We start from the raw sequence: 20,734 nt of genomic DNA on the forward strand, positions 1-20,734 counted from the left end.
AAGAAACCGCCTGCGCGCGCTTTACGCCCAATAATTCCGGATAACGCTTGCCACCTACGTATTACCGCGGCTGCTGGCACGTAGTTAGCCGTGGCTTTCTGGTTAGGTACCGTCAAGGTACGAGCAGTTACTCTCGTACTTGTTCTTCCCTAACAACAGAGTTTTACGACCCGAAAGCCTTCATCACTCACGCGGCGTTGCTCCGTCAGACTTTCGTCCATTGCGGAAGATTCCCTACTGCTGCCTCCCGTAGGAGTCTGGGCCGTGTCTCAGTCCCAGTGTGGCCGATCACCCTCTCAGGTCGGCTATGCATCGTTGCCTTGGTGAGCCGTTACCTCACCAACTAGCTAATGCACCGCGGGCCCATCTGTAAGTGATAGCCGAAACCATCTTTCAATCATCTCCCATGAAGGAGAAGATCCTATCCGGTATTAGCTTCGGTTTCCCGAAGTTATCCCAGTCTTACAGGCAGGTTGCCCACGTGTTACTCACCCGTCCGCCGCTAACGTCATAGAAGCAAGCTTCTAATCAGTTCGCTCGACTTGCATGTATTAGGCACGCCGCCAGCGTTCATCCTGAGCCAGGATCAAACTCTCCGAAGAAATGTTTGACTTGCTCATTTAAAAAATAAAAATTAACGTTGACGTTTGTCGCTTTGTTCAGTTTTCAAAGTTCAAGCGCCGCCCTTAAGCGACTTTAATATCATAACAATCCATTAAACAAATGTCAATAACTTTTTTAAAAATCGTTATCAACGCTTTCTCTCTTAACGACGCTTTACCATTATAATTCACTTATTTTTAAAAATCAATAGTTTTTTATTTTTTATTTTAGTTGTATTTTGATCTCCTACCTGAATTGGTAACGATTATATTTCAGTTGTAAAATTTATAACTCAACCCAAAATAAGAGATTTGATGAAATAGTGTTCCATAGCTTAAACGAGACTTAATTAAGGTACCATACCCTTCAGAATATATGTTGAAACAAGAAAAAAGCAAAAAGATTAATCTTTTTGCTTTAAATTAACTATTGCTCTATTCTATAAAAAATAAAAACGATTAGTCTTTAGAAGTACAAGGTATATTAGGTACACAATTTGGAACGTCAGGTACACAGTTTGGTATCTTAGGCATACAGTTTGGCACTTTAGGTAGACAATGCGGTATCTTAGGCATACAACGTGGAACATCAGGTATACATCTTGGCATCATTTTTGTCCCTCTTTTCAATATTCATTTACTTATTATATGTATAAACCTAAGGACAAGCTTGTACGCTCGTCCAATATCATAGAAATTTTTCTAACTTAATATATTGACGCAGATAGAAATAAACTTAGTATAATTCCTTAAATCGCATAATCTTCAATTAACGTAATTCATTCAAAGAAATTAGAATCATTCAGTTCAATAATTTTTATCATGTCTAAATAGGTGCAACCTCTTTTTTTTCTTAATCCATAACCTTTCTAATAATAAAAATTTCTTTTCTAAAACATATTTATTACAAACAATACCTTTAACAACCTTGGCATATATTTTTTAGTTACTAGATAACTCACCCAAGAGTTTGTCCTATTTTCACATATACTAATATTAGAAATCTAACCTTTATTGGGAGTGAAATACATGTCAACACCGTTAACAGGACGAGTCATCTTTAAGGGAGATCCTGGCTATCAACAAGCGATTAAGAACTGGAACCCTTATGTTGATGTCTATCCTCTTGTCTTTGTTTTTGCACAAAATTCTTACGATGTCAGTAATGCTATTAAATGGGCTCAGGAAAATAAAGTACCTTTACGTGTCAGAAGCGGACGCCATGCTTTAGATAAGAACCTTTCAGTAGTAAATGGCGGAATTGTTATTGATGTAAGTGACATGAATAGAGTTTGCCTTGATAAAAAAAGTGAGATTGCAACGGTTCAAACAGGAATTCACGTGGGTCCACTTGTAAAGATGCTAGCTCGAGAAGGCTTTATGGCTCCGTTTGGAGATAGCCCCACTGTTGGAATTGGAGGAATTACGATGGGAGGAGGATTTGGAGTAGTCTCACGATCAATTGGCCTTATAAGCGATAACCTTCTTGCCCTGGAAACAGTAGATGCCAAAGGCCATATTCTTCAAGCAGACCAATCTTGCAATAAGGACTTATTTTGGGCTTCTAGAGGTGGTGGCGGTGGGAACTTTGGATATAATACCGAATACACGTTTAAAGTTCACCGTGCCCCTAAAACTGCAACCGTCTTCAATATTATTTGGCCATGGGATCAATTAGAAACAGTATTTAAAACTTGGCAAGAATGGGCACCATTTGTAGACGAACGATTAGGGTGCATACTTGAGATTTACAGCAAAGTAAATGGTTTGTGTCATGCAGAAGGGATTTTCTTAGGTTCAAAAAAAGAACTGACTAAATTGTTAAAGCCTTTACTAAATGCTGGAACCCCAACACAAACAGTTATAGAAACATTGTCCTATCCAGATGCTATAGATTTCTTAGACCCTGACGAACCAATCCCTGGCAGATCCGATCAGAGTGTTAAATTTTCATCGGCTTGGGGACTTGATCTGTGGTCCGAAGAGCCTATTTCATTTATGAAAAAGTTTTTAGAAGAAGCTACTGGTACAGAAGCCAATTTCTTTTTTATAAATTGGGGTGGTGCTCTAAGCAGAGTACCAAGTAATGAAACAGCCTTCTTTTGGCGCCGTCCATTGTTTTATACAGAATGGACATCTAGTTGGGAAAATAAATCCCAAGAAGCTTCCAATCTTGCATCAGTTGAAAAAGTACGTCAGCTAATGAAACCATATGTAAAAGGGTCCTATGTTAATGTTCCAGACCAAAATATTGAAAAGTTCGGAAAAGCATATTATGGGTCAAACTTCGCAAGACTTCGAGAAATAAAGGCTAAATATGATCCTGAAAATTTATTTCATTTCCCTCAAAGCATCCCACCATCTTGTTAATTACTCAAAATTCAATCAAGCCTCAACCTATACAACTGAATATTTAATATAGAAAGAACTATTGACGGAAAAAAGCAGCAATAGTTCTTTCTATATTTAAACCCTATATAGTATAGAAATCTCTTCAATACAATGGCCTGTATATCACACATAAAAATCTTTCACCTTAAAAAATTTATCCAAATATATGAAAAAGAGCTTTACTATTACATATAACCCCTAAACCCCCTTGGCTTTTATAACAGGCTGTTTTAGAAGTCGTAGTTTCCTTAGGAAGGAAATGTTCATCCAATTAGATCTTTTAACAATAAAAACACCCCTTGTACATTTAAATGTACTTACTCTCGTATCACAACAGCCACTAGACCTAATATGAAAGGCTCTTTTTACCAAATATAGGCTTTTTCATATTGCAGCTTGTCTACCTATGAATACACTATTAATGAGTAAAAGTGAATTTACTCACGTCTTCTCCCTAACTTATCAGAAAAGAGGTGATCGAAATAGAAAGGAATAATTCTCATCATAATAAAAAATCTAATTGCAGCTCAAAAAACAAAAAGAAAAAAAGAGAAAAAAACTGCACCTATATTAGCATTTATATTTATAACCATGCAGAAACTGGAGGACAGATTAGTGGTAACCACAGTCAAAATGCTAATCAGGGCGGTCAGGTTGCTAAACATGGGGGACAAAATGCGAACCAAGACGGTGTAATTGTTAAAGAATGTGGAAGAAGAAATAAAAATGCTAAAGTAAAAAAAGTTCAGTTTTGAAGAGAAGTGAAGAAAAAACCATTCTAATAATATCTCGCAAGATCCCTCTAAAATATAAGAGGTATAGAAAAGGTGATTAAAATACAAACATATTATATGAAGTATAATTTTAAAAATGGTATGTATTATGTAGACAAGTCCTTCCCACAAAAAAAGAAGAAAAGAAGTGTAAGTATTAATCCCCCAGCAGAAACAGCCAGTAAGAACCCTAATTCTAAAATAGCTACTCATGCTTATAACGTAGGAATGGGATTTACAAACACTGAGATAATTTCTTCAAGGATAATTGTAATAGATGGCGGTATGAAGTTTTAGCTAGTATGAAAACTCCATTATATGTAAGGGCTTAAAAGAGATTTCATATAACAATTCCCTCTTAAAGTCCTTATTTTCAATCACAAAAAAAGATTAAATGAAAATGATTAAATAGTACAAGCCTTTGCTTAAAACTTACATATAATAAATTAAATATAGATTCATATGATCTGTATTTAATTTGGTATAGCAAGGGGGGACACCGCGTATGATTCCAGAGGTTTTGAGAATTCTTGATCCTGGCACACCGATTGCAAGTGTACTTTTAAGCGGTACTCAAATTAATAACGTTATTTTTTCAAGCTTCGATGAGGCAAGATCTTTAGCTTATTTCGCTACTTCAGCAGGAGTGATTGTTTTAGACGCTGAAGAAATCCAAGGTCTGCAAACAGCTTAATTATTTAAATTAGGACAAGCATTTAGTAGGGAAGCTTGAAAGTATGCTTCCCTACTGTCTAAATATATATTAGATACAACTTTAAGAGATATAACTATTCATTTAGAACAAAAACAAAGATTGTAGGCCTAAAGGTTCTAACACAAACTTAATTACATAATATGTAAGTTTCTATACATCTTATATTTACCAATGCCTTTCCAAAGCCCATAATAAAGAATTTGCTTTGTATAGGTAGTAAAATCACTTAAATGTTTGTCCAAAATTTGCTGAAGAATATCTTGATTAATGGCTTGATAATCGTGAACAGCAATATTTTTGAAACCTACCATAGCTTTCATTCTATAAACAATCTCGCTTGTAATAATAGATTGAGACTCCTACATGTCAAAAGCTTCTCTGCTCGTTTTGGGAAAACCCAAACGTTCTTCAGCTACAATGTGCATCGCTAAATCAATAAAAGCTTGGCAAGCGCGTTGTATATTTAAAATAATAGAGTCCTGTTTCGTATAATCCAGTAAGTTTTGGAAATTTTGCTGGTATACGTGTAGGACATATTGCATGTTTCAATCACATTTATTTTATTTAAAATGATATCATTTTAAATAAATACTCCCAGTCTCATCTACTTTCTGCAGTACACCTTTGCACACACCTTTGCACACACCTTTAAAGCCTTCATTTGCTCATTCATACGCAGCGTGTCATCATCTGAATAAATAACAATGCCTGTCGTATAATTTTGGCTAATGGCTTTTCTCATACACAAAATGACGTAGAACAACCTGTAGGAAATCAGGGCATTAAAGAAGGCAAAATTGCAGATTTAGAACACGTTTCTGGACCTTTAGATGACGATGATCTCGAAGAATTTAGCGATTTTTAAAGACTAAGCCACTAGATATACTAGTGGCTTTCTTTCTAATTACAAATTTGGTGCTTTAAAGCGAGACATAACACTCATTATCTAAAGATAAATTAGTAATATGACAGATAGGATAACTTTTCACTTTTAATAACTCTCTTAAAATACACAATTATTTGTTTAAATAAAGACTCTGTCCAAGCCCTTTTAATGCATCGTGAATACTCTATAAAGAGTGCGATTTCTAGGAGGGAACAAATGCTTCATTTATTAACTACTACTTTATCAGTTTCTGTTGTTATCCTGTTGTTTTATGCAGTGAAATATATTATTAAGATTTTAAAACAACAATCAGTCAAAAACCTAAAAACCATTCCAATAAAAAAGGCATCACCACTATTTAAGCGCCGTATCAACGCTAGTACTAAGGAATTTACAGCTGATGATTTTCAGAACTCAAACCAAATCATTGTAAAGTTCAAAAAGAATGTGTGCTTTGAAAAACAAGTAAATATTCATCGTAAGAATAAATGTACACTGATATATCACAACAAAGATCTTGATTTTCAGGTCTTACATTCTAAAAAAAAGATTAATGACTTAATTAAACGCTATAGTGAATTAACTGAAGTAGAATACGCAGAACCAGATTATACATTTAAAGCTTCATATACCCCGAATGACCCCTTTTTTCCTTATCAATATGGTCCTCAGAAGGTACAAGCCCCAGATGCTTGGGATGTTACTACTAGTAATGGAAATATAAAAATTGCTATTGTAGACACGGGAATTCAGTTAAATCACCCTGAACTATCTATTAAGCTTTGGCCTGGCTATAATTTTGTAGATGGAAATCTAGTTCCTAACGACGGTAATGGACACGGAACTCACGTAGCAGGCATAGCTGCAGCCCTTACAGAGAATGGTTTAGGCATTGCAGGAATGGCTCCGTCAGCATCAATAATACCCGTTCGTGCTCTTGACAACAGTGGAAATGGTCTATTGAGTAACATTGCAAATGCAATTACCTATTCAACAAATGCAGGAGCAAAAGTTATTAATTTGAGCCTAGGTTCAACTCAAAGTTCAATCACTTTAGAGAATGCCGTGAATTACGCTTGGAGCCAAGGAGTAGTAGTTATAGCTGCAGCCGGAAACGAAGCTTCTAGTACCCCAACATACCCAGCTGCTTATCAAAATGTAATCGCTGTGGCCTCTACAGATAGCAATGATCAAAAATCTGATTTTTCCAATTTTGGCACTTGGGTAGATGTTGCTGCTCCAGGTTCAACAATTTTGTCTACTTATATAGGCAGCTATTACGCATATCTAAGCGGTACTTCTATGGCTGCCCCTCATGTTTCAGGACTTGCAGCCTTGCTAGCAGCTCAGGGAAAAACCAATCTCCAAATTAGAAATACTATTCAATCCACGTGCGATGTAGTACCAGGTACAGGATTATACTGGACTTATGGAAGAATTAATGCAAATCGAGCAGTTCGCTAGCATTAAACTTTAAAGAATTCATCTATTGCGGGTGTTAACAATTTTATTTAACACAGGTCTATAAAGGGTATAAAAAGCGCTGAAACCCCGATTATCAGTGCTTTTTATATTATAAGAGCAACTTACTGAATAACCATGTACATGTATGTCTTCTAAGTAAATCTACCAATCAAATATGTGTATATAAAAATTTAAATAATAGGAGAATTAATGTGAATTTACAGGATGTTAAAGGGCAATATGATTTAATCATTAGCTTAGGTAGTGCTTGTAATCCTGCACTACAACTGAATCGATTAAATTTGAGAAGTTTTACCTCAAGTCCACTTGACTGGAGCTATTCTCCGTATCTTTCAGATGTAAATAGACTACTTCAGAATAAGTTTAATGGATTTATGCAGATTGAGAATATGAGTTTAGTAGATGACAGCGGAGATTATGTATATTTTAATGATAAAATGCTTAGATTTCCTCATCAAAATCTATATAAATCAACTAAATCTTATATTATACAGGACACTTATTACAATATCTTCTCAGCTCATGATTTTGCTATAGTGCCTAATAAAGATTGGACCGATATGTATCCAAAATTCAAAAAAAACCTTGATTACAGAGTTAACAGGTTTATGAAAAAGATGATGAGCAGTAAATCAATTTTGTTTATAAGGTGGGGAGCTAAATATGAGGAAGCAACTGAATTACAAAAAATCTTATCCTCTCTTACAAAAGCGCAGATTAGAATACTTATCCTTAATCCCGTAGACGGTATACAGACTCCTACCGAAGTTGACTGGGAAATCAATAATGTATGTATGGTCAATGTACCACTCGATCCAAATAATGTTTTGACTTGGGACTATGTTCTAGATGGAATATTACTACGTCACTAAATGGACGTTATGTAAAAATCTCTCCCGTTTAGCCTCAGTGTCTTTTTAACTAACACTTTCTTATAAAGATATAGTCACTTTGTCCAATCAAATGTACAAGGTTTAGCATTTACTATAATAGAATTGCTAAATACAAAGGGATGATTATATTGAATTTACAGGATATTAAAGGATCTTATGACTTAATGCTAGGGCTAGGTAGTTGGTGTGGTCCCTCCCTTAATTTAAGAAGGCATAATTGGAGAAGGTTTTCATTCCCTTTAGACTGGATGATATCTAATTCAATTGCTGATGTCACTAGGTTGTTAAGAAATAGATTTAGTGGATTTATGGACCTCCAAAATCTGCAGCGAACTGATGGGTATGCTCATTTTCTTGATGACGGAGTCGCAATTTTCCCTGAAGAAGGTGGAACAGAACCAGTTAATGCTCATTTTATTCACGACATGCATTATAACATTATTTCTGTTCATGATTTCCCTATCATTCCAAATGTAGACTGGACTGTAATGTATCCTTCTTATAAAGAAAAGCTTAATCAACGTATCACGAGATTTTTTGAAAAAATTGGGAATAGCCCCTCTGTTTTATTTATTAGATGGGGAGCAGCTACTCCAGAAGAAGCGATAGAATTAAAGACCACATTATCAGAATTAGTAAACGGTTCATTTAATATACTACTACTTCAACCTCTAGATGGATTAAAAGGCGTAATAGATATGAACTGGACGATTGATGGAATTTGTTCAGTTCAAGTACCTCTAGACAACCCAAATGATGAAGCTGTTTGGGACTATGTACTGAGTGGATTAAGTATAACTAATTTTTGGGCGTAATTCCCACAACTATTTTCATACAATTTTATGTAATAAGAATAAAATTAAGCACCAAAGACCTTGTTTCTTTTTAAAAAGGAAGCAAGGTCTTTTCTGATTTTCAACCCCCTGTATTTACTCTTTAAATATTCGTACTTGACGGCCTAAAATATAAGATTTTAGCCCCTAGAAGAGAACTTACAGAGAAAGATTTAAACATTGAACCACAAAAAAGCAGCCATCATTCTTATTAATTTAAAGAGGAAGGCTTATTATTTTAGACTTATCACTTTTTATTGGGAAGATTAATAGATTAGCCTATAGCAAGAAAAAAGGAAAAGCATATTTTAATAAATAAGGGGCCGAATGCGAATTAGGAGAGGGTAATTATGCTTATAAATAAGGTGAATAGGGTGTGTAAAGAATGAAAGTTATGACTATTTTGGGTACAAGGCCCGAAATTATACGTTTAAGCCTCATTATTAAAAAGTTAGATGAGTATGCTTCACAGCACGTTTTAGTGCATACAGGACAAAATTTCACTCCTTCATTAAGTGAGGTATTTTTTCAAGAGTTAAACATACGCAAACCAGACTATATATTGGCTAATCAGCAGCTCTCATTAGGTGAACAGTTATCGAAGATGTATAAAGAGCTCGAACAGCTATTTTTAAAAGAAAAGCCGGACAAAGTTTTAATATTAGGCGATACTAATAGTGGTTTAAGCGCAATTCTAGCAGAAAGAATGGGTATATCAGTCATTCATATGGAGGCTGGAAACCGTTGTTTTGATTTAGAAGTGCCAGAAGAAAAAAACCGCCGGATTATCGATGCAATCTCAAGCTTCAATCTACCCTATACTCCTCAAAGTAAAGAAAATTTAATTAAAGAAGGTATCCCCTCAAATCGTATTATTACTTCTGGAAATCCAATTAACGAAGTTTTAAAACATTATGAACCTGCTATAAAAAAAAGCAGCATTCTTGAGAAACTGTCCTTAAAAGAAAATGACTACTTTCTGGTTACAGCCCATCGTGCGGAAAATGTAGATCATGAAGATCGACTGTTGGAAATCATGAAAGGCATCAATATGGTAGCTGAGTTTTACCAAAAGAGAATAATATGTAGTATTCATCCTCGTACTAAATCTCGAATAGAAAATATTTCACTGCTAGAAGTCCATCCGTTAGTAGAATTTCATGAGCCTTTTGGTTTTTTCGATTTCGTAAATTTAGAAAAAAATGCTTTTTGTGTCTTAACAGACAGCGGAACAGTTCAAGAAGAATGCTGTTTGTTTTATGTTCCTACGGTAACTATTCGTAAAACAACTGAAAGACCAGAAACCATTCAATGTGGAAGTAACATGCTGTCAGGAATAGATGCTAACCAAATCTTGACTTGTGTTCATGTAATGGTGAACCAATTAAAAAATTGGTATTACCCTGAAGGATATGGTGATGTAAATGTTTCAGACAAGGTAATTAAAGTTGTACTAGGAGGAATGAAAGGTGTTTAATAATAAGACAATTTTAGTAACAGGTGGCACAGGTTCTTGGGGATATGAACTTGTTAAGCAACTACTAACACATAACCCTAAAGAAATACGTATTTTTTCGAGGAATGAATCAAATCAATTTACCATGAAACAAGAATTTGATAACCATCCTAAATTGAATTTTATTATTGGAGACATTAAAGAAAGAGAAGCGCTAATTGAAGCATGCCAAGGCGTCAATTATATTTTTCACTTAGCTGCTTTAAAACATGTTCCGGTATGTGAAGATCAACCAATTGAAGCCTTAAAAACCAACGTACATGGTACTCAAAATGTAATAGACGCTGCAATAAGCTGTGATGTAGATAGAGTCGTTTATATCTCCACTGATAAAGCGTCAAATCCAGCTAATTTTTATGGTTTATCTAAAGCAATGGGAGAAAGATTAATCATTCACGCTAACACATTAAATACTAAAACTAAATTTGTTTGTATACGTGGCGGAAATGTGTTAGGAACTAACGGAAGCGTTATTCATGTATTCAAGAAACAGATTCAAGAAAAAGGAAAAATCGGTATTACTGATCCTGGGATGACTCGTTTCTTCTTGACATTAGAGGATGCAATAAAGCTAGTTTTCAAAGCCACATTTGAAAGTCTAGGTGGAGAAATTTTTGTCATGAAAATGCCCACTTGTCGGATTATTGACTTAGCTAATGTGTTAATAGAAGCTTCTGGAAAAGAAAAGGTTGAAGTTGAGATATTAGGTGTAAGACCTGGAGAGAAAATTCACGAGCTTCTGTTATCTGAATACGAAAGTGCAACAACTGTTACTTACGACGACGAGTATTATGTTATCCTACCTCCAATTCATATTGAAGGTTTAAAAGAACATTATTTAAATTATGCTCAAGTAAATCTAGAAAAATATGATTCAAGTAAACAAGTAATTAGTAAAGAAGAAATTAGAGAGATGTTGCTGAAAGGCGGGTTTATTTAAATGAAAGTACTAATTCTTGGTGGAAAAGGAATGGCAGGTCATGTAATCACTAGATATTTCATACAGCATACAAACCATGATGTTTTCTGTACATCAAGAGACCCTAAGGATAAAAAGGCTATTTACTTGGACGTAACTAACTTTAAACATGTTGAGGAGACCATAGAATCTATTAAGCCAGACGTCCTTATTAACTGTATTGGAATTTTAAATGAACACGCTAGCCATAATCCAATGCATGCTTTTCAAGTAAATAGCCTACTTCCACATCAGTTAGCTAAATTTGTTGAACGGCATCAAGGAAAATTAATTCATATTAGTACAGATTGTGTGTTTTCAGGAAAAAAAGGAGATTATACAGAAAACGATGTTCCAGACGGTACCTCTGTATATGCTCAGTCTAAACAGCTAGGTGAAATTATTGACGAAAAACATTTAACAATCCGCACTTCTATAATAGGACCCGAGTTAAAGAAGGATGGCATTGGTTTATTCCTATGGTTTATGACACAAAAGGGCTCAATTAAAGGGTATAAAAAGGCACTGTGGAATGGAGTAACAACGTTAGAATTAGCTAAAGCAATTAATTTCTTCTTAGAAAATAATACTTGCGGACTCTATCATTTGCACTCACCGAAAAAAATATCAAAGTTTGCATTACTAGAATTGATTAAAGATATCTTTAAAAAAGATGATGTCAAAATTATTCCTAATGAGGATGTAATATTAGATCGTACTATTATTAGTACTCGAACAGATCTTTGTTATCCAACTCCTAGTTACCAGCAGATGTTAATGGAGCTCAAAGAGTGGATGTCAAAATAACTAGTACTCACCATATGTAAGAAAAACATGATAAGATGGGAAACACTAAAAATGATTTCTCTCATACTAGCTTATGATAAACAGATAATAAAATTCATTGTATACTTCTACAAGAATAAGAATAGACAGCTAGACTATTTCTATAAAAATAGTTTAGCTGTCTATTCTTATTCTAATTTATAGTACAATGAAAATAAAGTTACATTAGAGATTAGACTCAGCTTTTTCAACGTGCTCAGGTATCACGTATACAGTAAGACCGTAGCGTTCTTTTATTTCCTTTGCAACTTGTTCTGCTATAATCTTATCAATAAATGCTCCTGTTATAATTCGATAACGTTGCTTTCCAGTTATATCGTATCCTTGTTGCAACTCTATTTGCTTATAATCCATACCCTTTCCCCCTTATCTGGTTAACAAATTAATTTTTTTAACATTGACTTTTATATAGGCACCTCGAAAAGCACCTTAACATTAGCAAGGAAAAGTTTTTTGCACTGCATCTATTTCAATTAATACAACTTGTCCATTAGTATTGTATAGAGGTTATATGTATAGAAAATATTAAATAAGCTTCAAGAGGCAAGTGAGTACATACACCAAGTAAGTATGATGGAAGTTTTCTTCCCATTCAAATCTCCTAAGGATATCATTTGAAAAACATAACCTTTTATAAATACATTAAAGGGAGAGCTAACGTACTTATAAAAGGGAAACACCATCAAGTATCCTTTTCCAATAATGATTATTAGCGTTCCATTTATCTTGATTGGGTAATTCAATAGCACAAACTTTATTTAGCGACCATTCTTTTTCAACTAAATCATTCACATCCGTATGATTAATAATCAGAATGCTAAAGTCACTTTCAATCATAGTAGATAAAATGCTCTCAAGCTCTGCAGCTTCTTCACTATTAGCTTCCGTTCTAATAAACAGAATACGCTGGCCAGTAGATAAATTCTCTAAAAACCGTTGAATTCTTCTATCGTACTTCTCTTTAACCTCCCCGTATCCTCCTAAGTGAGAAAGTGTATTTTTATCAGTCTTAAAATCGTGGTTAAACCCTATATTATAAATTTCATCCCACACTAATAAATCCCAATCAGATACGTACTGGATTATCCTTAAATTATCCGGGTTTAAAAAGTCAGCAAACTGATTTTTCAAAAGCATGTTTACCTTTTTCAAATCCGGTGAGGATACCCAATCTAAAATCCCCGCAAAGTTTCTTAAGTTATTGTCTCTCAGTTGAAGAGATGTCAAACATAAATCGCCTAAACTAAAAATGGCGCTATATGCCCCTTTTAAATCTTCTAGTTTCATATGGGTTGCTCCTTAAAGGGTCTTATTGTACAAGGCTATACAATATTAAATGCAGGCCTATCCTAAAATGTTAGGGCTAATGAGCATATAGTTAATAAAATAGACAACTAGTTAAGAAATGTAGAAAAGCTTAAATACTAAGCTTTTTTTCTAGAGAAAGTATATGTTTCCTTTAACCCCTCTAAAACAGATACTCTTGAAGACCATTCTAATAGCTTTTGTGCTTTCTCACTGTCGAGACAACTATGTTTGATATCCCCAGGTCTCCCTTCTGTATAAACAACATCAATATTAGAACCATGAATATACTCAAGGTTTTTTAATAAATCGTTCACTGAAGTTTTCTTTGTAGTACTGGCGTGAACAACCTCTTGGTTCCCTTTTTTAATTGCTGCAATATTAGCTTGAACAATATCTTTTACATATATAAAATCACGTGTCTGTTCCCCATCACCATGAATATTAAAGGAAAGCCCTTTGCTCAACCTTTCTAAAAAAACTGCTACTACTCCGCCTTCTCCTTTTGGCGTTTGCCGTGGTCCATATACATTTCCGTATCGAAGAATTGTATATGGTAAATTATACAAGTAATGAAATAGACGTATATACGATTCAGCAGCTAGTTTCGACAGACCGTAATAAGAAGCTGGCACAGTTGCATCTTGTTCAGTAATTAAGTCCTTTTGTAGATTTCCATATACAGCTGAAGTAGAGGCAAATATAAACTTACCTACCGAAGCATCTCTACAGGCTTCCAGCAAATTTATAGTTCCTTTTATGTTCACATCTGCGTCATATTGAGGCGATTGGATAGATCGTGAAACATCTGCCTGAGCAGCTAAGTGAAAGACTACGTCAGGCTTTTCATCTAGAATGATTTGTTTGGCTTGATCACTACATATATCTTCTATATGAAAAGTAGCAAGAGGGTGTATATTATCATACTTTCCAGAAATTAAGTTATCAATTATGTGGACATTAAAGCCTTGTCTAATGAGCTCTTCTACAAGATGGGAACCAATAAATCCCGCCCCACCAGTTACTACAGCCTTCATATACTATTCTCTCCTCTTTAAAGTTTTAATAGTATATGTCACCTATAGGGCTCCTGTATAAGCTACCTACCCAATCATTTCCAAAAAAGACATTTAGCTTCCTTTTCGATATATTTACATTTCACTCTTATGTGAAAGCACCTCTTTATAAACATCTAGAACTTTTTGAACTGCATCTTTCTGATCCCAATGTTTTAAAGCCCATTCTTGTGCATTGGCTCCTAACATGCCTCTATATGCTGGATCTATTAGCAAATTATAAAGGTTTTCACATAACGATGTGGCATCACCTGCCTGGAAAATTAAACCTGTAGATCCATGCTGAACCATTTCGGGTAATCCCCCTGCGTCACTTACTATTACTGGTTTTTTAGCAATCTGAGCTTCAATAACTGATAAAGGTTGATTCTCTATAAGACTTGGCAAAACAAAAATGTTAGCAAGAGAGAGTAAAGAAGGCACATCGTTTCTATTACCTAAAAATAAAACCCTCTTACCTAAACCGAGCGCTCTACTCTGAGCCTTCAACTCAGCTTTTTGATCTCCATCTCCAACGATCCAGCAGACCCAGCCTTTCTTAATTTTTTTGAGTTCACTGAGAGCCTCTAATAGATGATGAATACCTTTAATTTCAGCTAATCTCCCTGTATAAATAATTACTTGTTGACCAACTGGTGGATGAACATTAGATGGTGTTTGCATTCGCTTTAAAAAAGAATCTATATCATATCCGTAATGAAACACTTTAAGTTGATGCTCATTAACCCTAAATTCCTGAATTAAAATTTCCTTTAACCAATGATTTGCAACTATAGTACAATCAGCAGCCATAGCACCTGTATGTTCAAGTTCATTAAAATATTTAGTAGCTATATCAGCTGTAGGAGCCTTCAGAATGTCTTTGATGTAGCGATTTAACTCGTGAGCAACACAACCATGTATAGTTGCTACCACCGGCGTTTTTACACTCTTTAAGGAACGAATACACGCAGTTGCTACAACGTCTTGTGTGTGAATTAAATCATATTGGTTGATATTTAAACGAGAAACACCTCTTGTATAACCAATACGTTCTTTTTCATAAAATTTCACTACTGGATCTTTATATAGAATAGGAGTATTTTTCTCATGTTGTTCCAATTCTTCTACTAATAATAGTTCATCTTTAATTACCTCTATATTTTTATTAACAATATGAACTGATTTATTTCCAAGTCCATGTCCAAGTAAATCTACTTCATGACCCAACCCTTCAAGCTCTTGCTTTAATTGCTGCATATAATTCCAAACTCCACCTACATGGGGAACTTCCCAGAATGTAGCAAGCAGTATTTTCATTATGTTCTCTCCTCTTCCCGTAGCATTCACGTTCTAAAAGTCTCTCTATATAGGTATTCATGGAATTTGTTAATGCTATAGACCTCTGCCTGTATTTTCACTCTATGTTTTAGGATCGTGTCTTGTTGAGCATTAGATGAAATATTTAGCTTTTTAAGCATACATCTATAATAAGTTTTATTTATTAGATTATTATTCAGAGTGGGGTGTCGTGATTGGATAAGAAACCTACGTTACTAATTACCGGTGCTAGTGGATTTACTGGACTTCACGCATGTGATTATTTTTCAAGATTAGAGTTTGACGTCATAGCTATCACAAACATGAATTCATTTTCTAATAAGCAAATTAAACGCAGAACATGCAATCTATCTAATAATGAGTCGGTAAAGGAGTTAATTTCAATAACCAAGCCGGACTACCTCCTTCATTTGGCAGGTCAAAACGCTGTGGGATTATCCTGGGATAATCCCATTCAATCTCTAGAAGTAAATGCAATGGCTACAGCATACTTACTTGATGCTCTTAGAAAAGAGATGCCTTCTTGTAAAGCTGTTATTGTAGGTTCTGCTCTTCAGTTTGATCCAACGGTTCCAGCCACGTTTAATCACCCCTATGGTCTGAGTAAGACCATTCAAACCCTCATTTCGCAATTTTGGTCAAATCAATACAATATGAATGTTGTTGTCGCTAAACCATCAAATCTTATAGGTCCTGGCTTCTCTAAAGGAGTTTGTTCCATTTTCGCTAAAAAAATTATAGCTATGGAGAAAGAAGAGGGGGAAAAGTATCTGAGGGTGAGTAACTTAAATAATCGTTTTGACTTCTTAGACGTACGAGATGCTGTTAGAGCTTATGATTTTCTGCTCAGAAAAGGAGAAAATGGACGTTCATACAATGTCTCTTCTGGAAAAAGTAATTCTTTACAAGATATTATAAATATTTTCAAAAAGATAACTCCTATTAAATTTCAAGTGAAAGTGGATGATAAAAGTCCTTTAAATAATTTTGTTACTTCAAACCCTACAGCACTAACTGACTTGGGTTGGCAACCAACTACGACATTAGAATCTTCTATCCGGGACATTATTGACTTTTATCGTTAGAGATTCTTTCTGTCATTATAATTACCTATTCACCTTTATGGAAAATCAGAGTTTAGGTGCGTAGAAATAGCAATTCTCTTATAAAATCAGGTTTTTTATATGAATGAAGTTTCTGCGAAAGCATGTCACTTAAGAAGGTTTATGCATATTCTAATCAAGAGTGTGATTTCATTAATGAACTTAGAACTATCATCTCCACCTTTTATCCACCTACAAAAGTCATAATTTAGACTACGTTTCACTTATGCTATGAAAATTTTTTTTCGGAGGGGAAACAATGGGTCCAAAAGTATCAATAATTATTCCTTTTTACAACTGTGCCTTTGTCGATCAAGCAATCAAAAGTGCCTTAAACCAAACTTATGAAAATGTTGAAGTAATTGTGGTAGACGATGGTTCTACATCCCACACTGCGAAGATAGAATCCTTTAAAGATAAAATTGTTTATATAAGAAAAGAAAATGGCGGGACGGCTACTGCAATAAATACTGGTTTATTCACTGCTACAGGAGAGTATATAGCCTGGCTAAGCTCGGATGATTATTTTGTTCCTGAAAAGATTTCTAAACAACTAAACTTTATGAAGCAAAGGCACATAGATGCCAGCTTCACTAACTTTGACTATATTAATAAAGATAACCAAGTTTTAATACCTTGGTGCTGTAAACGTTTTTCTAATTTAGAAGAAGTGTATAATGCCTACTTAACTTATAATGCTATAAATGGATGTACCATTCTTATAAAAAAGAAGATCTTTGATGAAATTGGGATTTTCTCTCCGGATTTTCGTTATACTCATGATTATGAGATGTGGTTTCGTATGCTTGTCAATGGCTATGAAATCCATTATTATGATGAAGCACTCACAAAATTTCGTTCTCATGAAAAATCAGGCACCAGTAGATACCAAAATGAGATGAGAGAAGAAATGAAAACTATCGAGTTTCATTACCGCCCTCTGCTGCAAAAATATATAAGTAAATCACAATCAAATCCTTCACAAGATTAGGTGAGTTTATCCTTCTATGATTACTCCTTACACCCTCCTATTTAGTCTTCATTACAAGTATTTCCACTCGTTACTTTCATTTAATAAATGAAACGTATTATTAGGACACAAGTTTATCTTTCACTCTAAAAACTTTACATGGAAATGTGTAAAGTTTATTACATACAAATCTGTATGGAAACTTTAATAAACAAACTTTGTAAAAAATAATTTACAAAAATTGTTATTATATTTATCTACTATCAGCGTGCACTCGTCCGTGCCAATTAAAAATTTTGGACATATTATATAGATAGGAATTTGCAAAATAATAAAAAATTTAAGCATATATCAATTTTGAGAAAAGAAGGGACATACATGAAGAATAATAAGGATTCGTTATTTGATGAAAATCTAATTGAGTTTTTAAATGAAGTAAAAACTAATTTACCTACCAATTATAAGATACCTGATCCTGGGGTTGTAAGTATAATTCTTTCTCATACTCAATGAGGTGCTTTAGGCGTTGAAAATTCTTATTCTTCTCCTCTTACTATTGAATAGAGAGAAAATAATTAAAGGATGATTATAAAATGAAGATTTTATTAGTTTCCTATTACCCACTCCCCTATACCGGAGGCGTTTGGACATTTGTATCATCACTCCAACAGTCACTGAAAGAGTCAGGTCATACAGTTCATATCCTTAGCCAGACCCCTGATTTAAATAAATATCGAATCATTGGACAAAAACCAGAAATAGATATTGCTGTTCTTTCTCCCTATATTGAAGAAAAATTGCTTACTGAGCTTCCTTCACTTCCAATGAAGAGTTGGATATACAACACTGAATTATTTCGTTATAGCTTAGAGCTTTCCGCAGCATATTACAACCTTCAGCAATATGACCTTATACATGCGCTAGATGTCACAGCAGCAAACGCTATAAATCGAGTTAAACCTTCTCATATTCCACTTGTTACTAGTGCTCTTGGAAATTTATCACGTGATATCTTTTTCACACTCAAAACCATGCACCCTCATAAAACAGACGAACAAATAGAAGCTACATTTGAATATCAATATCACCAGGTGATTGAGAAGTTAGGATATCAAGCCAGTGATTTCATTCATAGTCCAACCGAATGGATGTCTCGTAATGTTGTAGATAATTTTTCTATTCCTTCAGACAAAATTGTTACCTTTCCATATGGAATTAGTAATCAACAGTTCCTTGGGGATGCCATGGAGAAGCCACTTATCGGACCCAAGCAGAGTAAAAAAATTATCCTTTATATGGGAAGGCTTGTCTATTTAAAAGGCATTCATCACCTCCTAGATGCCCTTGCTCTCTTAAAAGAAGGTAGACAGGATTGGGAATGCTGGATACTGGGGGAAGGCGAAATTAAAGGGGAATTAGAAAAACAATGCACAAACTTAGATCTAAAAGATAAAGTTAGATTTTTAGGTGCCTCGAATAATGTTCTTCATTTCCTTAGAGAAGCCGATATCTTTGTTCACCCTAGTATTCACGATACTCAGCCTTATTCTGTTATGGAAGCCCAGCTTGCAGGCCTTCCTGTTCTTATTAGCAATACAGCTGGATTACCTGAAATGATTGAAGTGGGAAGGAGCGGGCTAGTCTCTTCTGTAGGAAATATTTATGAACTGTATGAGCAATTAAAGTATTTGCTTGCAAATGATTTACTTCGAAACCAGCTAGCTTCTTGTACAAAAGAGTGGGCTCAAGATAAATGGGACCTTAACAAAATGGTTACTAATTTTTTGTCGCTTTACGAACAAGCAGAAAAACTTAACACAGAAAATCAAGAAAAATAAAATACCAGATACTAGAAAATATCTGGTATTTTATTTACTTACTGAGGTTTAGTCCCAGTGATTGAATCATTGAAATAAAATTCACACAGTATAAATCTGGGTTGAAATTTACTTTTACGTGCTCAAAAGCATCTTTACGTATCTTTTCTCTTAACTGAGAATCCGTCATTAACTCCTTTGCCTCTTTAACAGCTTCGGTAACGTCACCTAATGTATAGTATTTCCCCGTTTTATTATGAATAATTGAGCTTCTTACGCCATCGGAGTCAGTGGTTAAAACCGGACATTTACAACTCATCGCTTCAAGAAGAGAATATGGGGCTCCTTCTACCTTTGAAGTAGAGCATAAAAACCCGCCTGATTCCCCTATCATGGAAAAATAAACGGCCATTTGATCATTCGGAACGTTTGCATGAAGAAAAAGATGTTTTTCTAAATCTAACTGTTTAATTAATTTTTCAAATTGACCTCTTTCCTTAGCTTCGCTTAGAGTAGGGTCTTCAAACATATGTAATCGTATGTTTGAATTGTGATTATGGATTAATTCGCTACCGATTTTTAAGAACTCTCTCCAATTTTTGTTATCTTCGATTCGCCCAATCCATGCGACGTTAGGCTGATGACTAGTAGGTACAGCTTTATAGGAGAACTGATTAGTATCAAAACAATTGTTGAAACTAAACTTTGGAAATGAGGGGTAGAGTTCATCTAGTAATTGCACGATATGAGGAGTCTTGGGATTAAGAAATCCTGAAGCATAGTTAGTGACAAGAGGTATAGCATCTGTAAGAGCAGATTTTGCTGTACTTTTTGGGCCGTACCCTTGTATTTCAATAATCATTTTCCCTTGATATCCAAGCGATCTAAACCGAGGAAGAGCTTGAAAATCTGAGACAATGACAATGAGACTATAATCTCCTTCATCAAGTATTTTTTTAATTTCATGGTCTTCATTCGTTACAAACGTTTGGGTCCCATGGTCATTTATGCTTTTCTTTCTATTTTCATAATAAAGGCAATGAGCATTAATGTTGTACTTTTTAAGGGCTTTACACCTTTGACGATTTAACGTTTCTACTCCTCCACTTGGAACATAAAACACGAATAATACATTCATTTTCCCTCTCCACCTTTACGTGTAGAATTAATAAACTTCTATTTCATATGTAAACCGTGTTACATATGTTAATAAATGCGATGTAAATTTAAAAATTGTTATTTTCC

Annotated in this window: 18 protein-coding genes, 1 rRNA gene and 1 pseudogene (1 of these 20 running past the window's edge); 13 read left to right on the plus strand and 7 right to left on the minus strand. The window is 34.6% G+C overall.

Going from position 1 to position 20,734, the window contains the following annotated elements:
• Positions 1-602 (minus strand): 16S ribosomal RNA (locus tag CEQ83_RS26535) (it extends 950 nt beyond the left edge of the window).
• 1,029 nt (positions 603-1,631) lie between these two features.
• Here CEQ83_RS26535 and CEQ83_RS26540 point away from each other — a divergent pair.
• From CEQ83_RS26540 to CEQ83_RS26555, 4 genes are all read left to right on the plus strand, one after another.
• Entirely contained in the window at positions 1,632-2,972 is a 1,341-nt protein-coding gene (locus CEQ83_RS26540) for an FAD-binding oxidoreductase (protein ID WP_049166408.1), read from the plus strand.
• A 494-nt stretch (positions 2,973-3,466) separates the two neighbouring features.
• Positions 3,467-3,748 (plus strand): hypothetical protein, encoded by a 282-nt coding sequence (locus tag CEQ83_RS26545; protein ID WP_014462143.1) that lies wholly within the window; start codon positions 3,467-3,469, stop codon positions 3,746-3,748.
• Positions 3,749-3,820: 72 nt separating this feature from the next.
• Positions 3,821-4,063 (plus strand): hypothetical protein, encoded by a 243-nt coding sequence (locus tag CEQ83_RS26550; protein ID WP_014462142.1) that lies wholly within the window; start codon positions 3,821-3,823, stop codon positions 4,061-4,063.
• A gap of 208 nt (positions 4,064-4,271) precedes the next feature.
• The gene (locus CEQ83_RS26555) at positions 4,272-4,460 is read left to right on the plus strand and encodes a hypothetical protein (protein WP_014462141.1); all 189 of its coding nucleotides are present in this window, start codon (positions 4,272-4,274) and stop codon (positions 4,458-4,460) included.
• 152 nt (positions 4,461-4,612) lie between these two features.
• Here CEQ83_RS26555 and hepT read toward each other — a convergent pair.
• Positions 4,613-5,016 (minus strand): annotated as a pseudogene (hepT, locus tag CEQ83_RS26560) (type VII toxin-antitoxin system HepT family RNase toxin).
• Positions 5,017-5,583: 567 nt separating this feature from the next.
• On the opposite strand from hepT, the gene CEQ83_RS26565 reads away from it, so the two are divergent.
• The 6 genes from CEQ83_RS26565 (at position 5,584) to CEQ83_RS26590 (ending at position 11,859) form a co-directional block, all read left to right on the plus strand.
• On the plus strand, positions 5,584-6,831 hold the full coding sequence (locus CEQ83_RS26565; protein WP_033580835.1) for a S8 family peptidase: 1,248 nt from the start codon (positions 5,584-5,586) through the stop codon (positions 6,829-6,831).
• Between the two features lie 212 nt (positions 6,832-7,043).
• Positions 7,044-7,724 carry a DUF1796 family putative cysteine peptidase gene (locus tag CEQ83_RS26570; protein WP_049166409.1) on the plus strand — a complete coding sequence of 227 codons (681 nt, stop codon included), beginning with the start codon at positions 7,044-7,046 and terminating at the stop codon, positions 7,722-7,724.
• A gap of 185 nt (positions 7,725-7,909) precedes the next feature.
• A complete protein-coding gene (locus CEQ83_RS26575) occupies positions 7,910-8,560 on the plus strand; it encodes a DUF1796 family putative cysteine peptidase (protein WP_309301333.1) in 651 nt (216 codons plus the stop codon).
• Positions 8,561-8,963: 403 nt separating this feature from the next.
• On the plus strand, positions 8,964-10,055 hold the full coding sequence (wecB, locus tag CEQ83_RS26580; RefSeq protein WP_033580837.1) for a non-hydrolyzing UDP-N-acetylglucosamine 2-epimerase: 1,092 nt from the start codon (positions 8,964-8,966) through the stop codon (positions 10,053-10,055).
• Positions 10,048-11,034, plus strand: a complete 987-nt coding sequence (locus CEQ83_RS26585) for a polysaccharide biosynthesis protein (protein WP_014462133.1) — start codon at positions 10,048-10,050, stop codon at positions 11,032-11,034. Before wecB ends, CEQ83_RS26585 begins: the two co-directional genes overlap by 8 nt.
• The gene (locus tag CEQ83_RS26590; RefSeq protein WP_033580838.1) at positions 11,035-11,859 is read left to right on the plus strand and encodes a dTDP-4-dehydrorhamnose reductase family protein; all 825 of its coding nucleotides are present in this window, start codon (positions 11,035-11,037) and stop codon (positions 11,857-11,859) included.
• A gap of 204 nt (positions 11,860-12,063) precedes the next feature.
• Here the strand turns inward: CEQ83_RS26590 and CEQ83_RS26595 are convergent, their stop codons facing one another.
• The 4 genes from CEQ83_RS26595 to CEQ83_RS26610 all read right to left on the minus strand — a co-directional run bounded on the left by CEQ83_RS26595 (position 12,064) and on the right by CEQ83_RS26610 (position 15,578).
• Positions 12,064-12,252, minus strand: coding sequence for an SPOR domain-containing protein (locus tag CEQ83_RS26595; protein WP_033580839.1), 189 nt, complete (start codon positions 12,250-12,252; stop codon positions 12,064-12,066).
• 309 nt (positions 12,253-12,561) lie between these two features.
• Positions 12,562-13,185: a DUF1796 family putative cysteine peptidase gene (locus CEQ83_RS26600; protein WP_033580840.1), complete on the minus strand. Its 624-nt coding sequence runs from the start codon at positions 13,183-13,185 to the stop codon at positions 12,562-12,564.
• A 137-nt stretch (positions 13,186-13,322) separates the two neighbouring features.
• The gene (locus CEQ83_RS26605) at positions 13,323-14,240 is read right to left on the minus strand and encodes an NAD-dependent epimerase/dehydratase family protein (RefSeq protein ID WP_028412738.1); all 918 of its coding nucleotides are present in this window, start codon (positions 14,238-14,240) and stop codon (positions 13,323-13,325) included.
• A 114-nt stretch (positions 14,241-14,354) separates the two neighbouring features.
• A complete protein-coding gene (locus CEQ83_RS26610) occupies positions 14,355-15,578 on the minus strand; it encodes a glycosyltransferase family 4 protein (RefSeq protein WP_049166411.1) in 1,224 nt (407 codons plus the stop codon).
• Positions 15,579-15,793: 215 nt separating this feature from the next.
• Between CEQ83_RS26610 and CEQ83_RS26615 the strand changes: the two genes are divergently transcribed.
• From CEQ83_RS26615 to CEQ83_RS26625, 3 genes are all read left to right on the plus strand, one after another.
• Entirely contained in the window at positions 15,794-16,684 is an 891-nt protein-coding gene (locus CEQ83_RS26615) for an NAD-dependent epimerase/dehydratase family protein (protein WP_014462127.1), read from the plus strand.
• A 277-nt stretch (positions 16,685-16,961) separates the two neighbouring features.
• Positions 16,962-17,693, plus strand: coding sequence for a glycosyltransferase (locus CEQ83_RS26620; RefSeq protein ID WP_049166412.1), 732 nt, complete (start codon positions 16,962-16,964; stop codon positions 17,691-17,693).
• Positions 17,694-18,265: 572 nt separating this feature from the next.
• A complete protein-coding gene (locus CEQ83_RS26625) occupies positions 18,266-19,510 on the plus strand; it encodes a glycosyltransferase family 4 protein (protein WP_049166413.1) in 1,245 nt (414 codons plus the stop codon).
• A gap of 34 nt (positions 19,511-19,544) precedes the next feature.
• On the opposite strand, the gene CEQ83_RS26630 is transcribed toward CEQ83_RS26625, so the two are convergent.
• Complete coding sequence (locus tag CEQ83_RS26630; RefSeq protein ID WP_014462123.1) at positions 19,545-20,627, minus strand: glycosyltransferase family 4 protein; 1,083 nt, start codon at positions 20,625-20,627, stop codon at positions 19,545-19,547.
• Positions 20,628-20,734: the final 107 nt, after the last annotated feature.

Source organism: Priestia megaterium (assembly GCF_009497655.1).
Lineage (GTDB): Bacteria > Bacillota > Bacilli > Bacillales > Bacillaceae_H > Priestia > Priestia zanthoxyli.

Coding starts and splice junctions, on each gene's coding strand:
- CEQ83_RS26630 (WP_014462123.1), bottom strand. CDS start 20,627: ATGAATGTATTATTCGTGTTTTATGTTCCAAGTGGAGGAGTAGAAACG.
- CEQ83_RS26555 (WP_014462141.1), top strand. CDS start 4,272: ATGATTCCAGAGGTTTTGAGAATTCTTGATCCTGGCACACCGATTGCA.
- CEQ83_RS26540 (WP_049166408.1), top strand. CDS start 1,632: ATGTCAACACCGTTAACAGGACGAGTCATCTTTAAGGGAGATCCTGGC.
- CEQ83_RS26575 (WP_309301333.1), top strand. CDS start 7,910: ATGCTAGGGCTAGGTAGTTGGTGTGGTCCCTCCCTTAATTTAAGAAGG.
- CEQ83_RS26590 (WP_033580838.1), top strand. CDS start 11,035: ATGAAAGTACTAATTCTTGGTGGAAAAGGAATGGCAGGTCATGTAATC.
- CEQ83_RS26605 (WP_028412738.1), bottom strand. CDS start 14,240: ATGAAGGCTGTAGTAACTGGTGGGGCGGGATTTATTGGTTCCCATCTT.
- CEQ83_RS26565 (WP_033580835.1), top strand. CDS start 5,584: ATGCTTCATTTATTAACTACTACTTTATCAGTTTCTGTTGTTATCCTG.
- CEQ83_RS26620 (WP_049166412.1), top strand. CDS start 16,962: ATGGGTCCAAAAGTATCAATAATTATTCCTTTTTACAACTGTGCCTTT.
- CEQ83_RS26610 (WP_049166411.1), bottom strand. CDS start 15,578: ATGAAAATACTGCTTGCTACATTCTGGGAAGTTCCCCATGTAGGTGGA.
- wecB (WP_033580837.1), top strand. CDS start 8,964: ATGAAAGTTATGACTATTTTGGGTACAAGGCCCGAAATTATACGTTTA.
- CEQ83_RS26595 (WP_033580839.1), bottom strand. CDS start 12,252: ATGGATTATAAGCAAATAGAGTTGCAACAAGGATACGATATAACTGGA.
- CEQ83_RS26625 (WP_049166413.1), top strand. CDS start 18,266: ATGAAGATTTTATTAGTTTCCTATTACCCACTCCCCTATACCGGAGGC.
- CEQ83_RS26600 (WP_033580840.1), bottom strand. CDS start 13,185: ATGAAACTAGAAGATTTAAAAGGGGCATATAGCGCCATTTTTAGTTTA.